The organism is Candidatus Symbiopectobacterium sp. (assembly GCF_020054415.1).
Taxonomy (GTDB): domain Bacteria; phylum Pseudomonadota; class Gammaproteobacteria; order Enterobacterales; family Enterobacteriaceae; genus Symbiopectobacterium.
Window position 1 is genome coordinate 1 of the sequence record NZ_JAHWCO010000066.1, and the last position, 3,781, is coordinate 3,781.

The following is a 3,781-nucleotide window of genomic DNA, read 5'->3' on the forward strand; positions in this document are numbered from 1 at the left end:
AGAACGCGATATTAGAACGTTTCAGCGGCACGCCTGTTACCGTCGATATCCTGCTGGCAAGGGCGGGTGATTTACCGATCCGCCCCGTATCCGACCACTCTGGCGATGACTTATCGCGCCTCTTTGATTTGAATAATGTTACCCAACAGACCGTTGACGACCTGCGTTCGGCAATGTGGCATCCCTCCGTGCTGGCCGATGCACAACCCAAATGTGGCAGACATAACGCCTGGGCGTCAATGTGCTGTCGTCTCGCGTGGTTTATCGGGACCGAATTTGAAAACCAGGCCAGAGAGCTGTGGCTGGAATGGTCTGTTGCGGGTGGTGGCAGTGCTGCTGATATTACGGAGGCTGAACTCCGCTGGGATGATGGGAAGCTTGTTGCGGATCGCACCGGCTATCAGGCCATCTTTACCCGTGCGCAGAAAGAAGGCTGGATAAATCCCGGTGCAGAGCGTATGCGCTTATCCTCTGTCACCAGCGTGGACGACTTTGAAGAGTTGCCGCCGGAAGAACAAGAGAAGCCTCGTTCATTCCCTCACTCAGGCGGATATGGCAAGCCGGGAAAGTTCATCGTGGAAGGGCTGTTATCCGTGGGGGTTAATATCGTCTACGGCCCTTCATCGTCGTTCAAATCCTATTTTGTGATCGCCATATTGTGCCGGATAGCGATGAAAACGCACCGATGGGCCGGTCGTAATCTGAAAGGTGGTGCCGTTCTGTATGCTGCTGCCGAAGGGGGCAGTTCCGTTATGCCACGTGTTGGTGCCTGGGCGGATAAATACAACGAGGGTAAACCGGTTGAGCTTTTTTATGCCTTGCCGTTGGCCGTCGATCTCTCTGTTCCCGAAAAAGTCAGTGCCATCATCAAAAAGATCAGGCGAATTGAACAGGCTACTGGTGAGCAGGTACGGGCAGTGGCGGTGGATACCCTGTCTCAGTCCATGATGCAGTGCGATGAGAACAGCGCAAGTGATATCGCAAAGTTCATGGCCGGTGCGACGCGGATTGTTAATGAGACGGGTACAGCGGTGATCCCCGTTCACCATAGTGGTAAGGGCAGCAGCAAAGGGATGCGCGGTTCTTCTGCTGCTTTTGCCAACGCCGATACCGTCATCCGTGTAGAGCGCATAGGTGATGCGGTAAACCTGATTAACGAGAAACAGCGTACCGGTCCGGCTCAGCCAACCCGCGGTTATCTGCTTCCAACTGTGCAGCTCCCTGACGCCGTTATCGCCGCGAACGAAGCGTACGACGCTGATTATACCAGTACCGTAGGTGATGTATATGACCCCGTCAGGCTGACCACTGAGCGCGTGTTTGACGACGTTCCGCTGGCAGAAATTGAACCGCTGATGATAGCGGTAGACGATGCTCGGGAAGGTAAGGTTACAACCCAAGACTGGATCCTTGAGCATCTGGACGATGCGGGTGGCCGCATATGTCGCGATGAACTTCGCAAATTATGGATAGAAGAAGGCCGCAAAGAGGCAACGTTCCGCCAAGGGATACGGCGACTGATACAGCAAAACGATATCGCTGAAACGACTGAAGGTCTTATCACGTATGCGTTATGCGCCACTCCCAGTGCCAACTTCGACGAGGTGAAACATGCATAATTTTACCATTTCGCCAAAAAACACGAATTTGCATAAAAATGCATATTCATTATATATGCAATTAAAGTGCATAAAAATTCACAATGACAGCAACTTAAAAAAAATCTAGCGTGACAAAGTCTTTACAGCGTGACAGGTTTTTCATAGTATTGATTTAAAAGTTTTTTTAATGCATTATAAGCGTGACGCCACGGCAAGCACAGGAGCGTGACAAACCCGAGCAGTCACGATTTTTATTCAGTGAATATTCATATGCAGTGCCGGTAAGTTGAAAATCGCTCAGCGGAGAAAGTTGCAAAAATTTACCTGTAGCGAAATCCCCAGATAGCGTTACCCGATTTGTCGAACATTGTTGAGGTCGAAGATCATGCGCAGAGATATGCAGGAAGTGCCGGAACGTTGGGGTCGCTGTGCTGCGAGGGAAGAATACTGCTCGCTGCTGGACTGGCCTGCGATGTCGGTTATGCCTCAGCGGGTGAGCGTCGGCGGGAAACCGGGCTGCTCTGACGAAGACGGGATGGCAATTGATACCTGTGTTGCGCACATGAGCATGGTTCGCAGCCGAGAAGATATTTTGATATTGGGCCAGCGCTTCATAGGCGGCCTCTCAACGCGATTTATCGCCGAAGCCATGGCCATGATAGAAACTTCGTCAGAAAGTCCCTAAAGGCGTATGAGGCGTTTTTAGAGGGTGTTTTGGTGGCATTTGGCATTCGGCAGGATATGGATTATGTAGTCATTCTACCGGAAGGAGTTGTGGGTACCCAGAAACCTATGCTAATCTTCTATCATCTGGAGTTGTGATTTAATTTTACGACCTCGATTTCAAAGCCTCGCGTCTTCGGATGCTGGGCTTTCGTGTTTCTGGTCTGCTGAAAAGATAAAACGGTCAAAAATAGGCCGTTCACCTGACCTGTTAATTTTGCTGAACCCCCAAGAGTGGCGTTTTGTTATGAAAATGTTACTGCTGATTTTTGCCGAATAACGCCAGAAATCCCTTTCATAATTTCATTTTACTGTTTTTTTATACAGTAAAAGTTGCTATGATGGACACTCCATCCATCTCCATGTAGCAGGAGTTTTCTATGTATCAAATTGATTATAATAGCTATCGTTCAGTGAAAAGCTTCAACCGTCGGGTTCGTTTTCTGATTATGCACTATACCGCGGTCAATTTTAAAGGCTCAATCGCTGCCCTCACCGGCAATTCGGTCAGCGCGCATTACCTTGTACCCGACCCGTCAGATAAAACCTACATCGATGCCGGGTTTAACGATATGCGGATATTTAACCTGGTGGATGAAAACGACAGGGCCTGGCATGCGGGTGTGAGTGACTGGGCCGAGCGTAGCAACCTCAACGACACCTCCATCGGCATTGAAACGGTTAATTTGGCGACTGAAAACCATGGCGAATTTGTTTTTCCTCCTTTCCACCATCATCAGATAGACGCCATCGTTGAGTTGTCGAAAAGCATTGTGCAACGCTACTCGGATATTACTCCTGTTAACGTTGTCGGACATTCAGACATTGCACAGGGTCGAAAAAGCGATCCGGGCGCGGCTTTCCCTTGGAAAGAGCTTTATGATGCTGGCATCGGTGCGTGGCCGGATGTAGATACCGTTGAGAAATACACGGTTAAGTTCATCTCACAGGGGGTACCTGAGCGTAGCGCCATTATCAATCTACTGAATAAATACGGCTATTCTGTCAAAGCTGCCAATACAGCGAACGGTTTTGAGCAATTAATCAGGGCATTCCAGCTGCATTTCCGCCAAGAAAATTATGATGGCGTTCTGGATACGGAAACTGTGGCGATACTAGCTGCGTTATGTGAAAAGTATAAAAAAATTAAAATGTAACATTTAGTTGGCAATTTAAAAGGCTACTCTCCGGCGCGGCCTTCTTTATTTCCCCTCAATCACACAGCGCCATCCGAAAAATCGGCGGTGAGGCTATGCAATTGGAAAAATTTGTCGTGTATTCAATATGTTGATTGCAGTTGCATATTCGCATGCGATCGATCATCGATTCGCATCTAAGGTCGATCACGTTTTCGCATCGTATCGATCATCCGGGAACCTGACTTTTTTATCGTTTTAGCCTGTTTCTTCTGCGCTTTCCACTACCGGGCTATTTTTCCTTAATGATTATCCCTTAAG

3 protein-coding genes are annotated in these 3,781 nt (G+C 48.8%); all 3 read left to right on the plus strand.

Features of this window, described 5'->3' with window-relative positions:
* Nucleotides 1-1,619, plus strand: a 1,619-nt coding sequence (locus tag QZ506_RS02215; protein WP_291968735.1) for an AAA family ATPase, incomplete at its 5' end; no start/stop codon positions are given.
* 367 nt (nucleotides 1,620-1,986) lie between these two features.
* Complete coding sequence (locus tag QZ506_RS02220; RefSeq protein WP_291968737.1) at nucleotides 1,987-2,286, plus strand: antiterminator Q family protein; 300 nt, start codon at nucleotides 1,987-1,989, stop codon at nucleotides 2,284-2,286.
* Nucleotides 2,287-2,704: 418 nt separating this feature from the next.
* Nucleotides 2,705-3,481, plus strand: coding sequence for an N-acetylmuramoyl-L-alanine amidase (locus QZ506_RS02225; RefSeq protein ID WP_291968739.1), 777 nt, complete (start codon nucleotides 2,705-2,707; stop codon nucleotides 3,479-3,481).
* Nucleotides 3,482-3,781: the final 300 nt, after the last annotated feature.